The sequence below is a fragment of the Frankia sp. Mgl5 genome, assembly GCF_023242985.1.
Classification (GTDB): domain Bacteria; phylum Actinomycetota; class Actinomycetes; order Frankiales; family Frankiaceae; genus Parafrankia; species Parafrankia soli.
The window spans coordinates 1-299 of sequence record NZ_JALKFY010000050.1; the positions used below are offsets into that span (position 1 = coordinate 1).

Sequence of the window (299 nt, forward strand, 5' to 3'; positions counted from 1 at the left end):
CTTCGGCACAGATGTCTGATCCTGATGAGATTACCGCACTTACTGCTCGGCTTCACCTGCTGGAAGAAAAGCTGGGGCAAGTGCTTCGCGGACAAGTGCAGATCGGGCAGGCCGCAAGCGTTGAGGAGCCGCGAGCCCGTGAGCCTCGTCGTAGTCCGGCTGCAGGCGGGAACAACGGATCGCGGACGCCGATGAATAAAGTACGTGAGGCAGCCCGTTCAATCAACGACACCTTAACGCAACAGATTCGGGGACAGTGGAGCCAGATTCTCGCCGAAGTAAAAAAGGTTAAGATACAG

General features: G+C 56.5%; 1 pseudogene. It reads left to right on the forward strand.

The features are described from left to right. Window positions 1-299: pseudogene (locus MXD62_RS08315) on the forward strand (DNA polymerase III subunit gamma/tau); the annotation flags it as partial.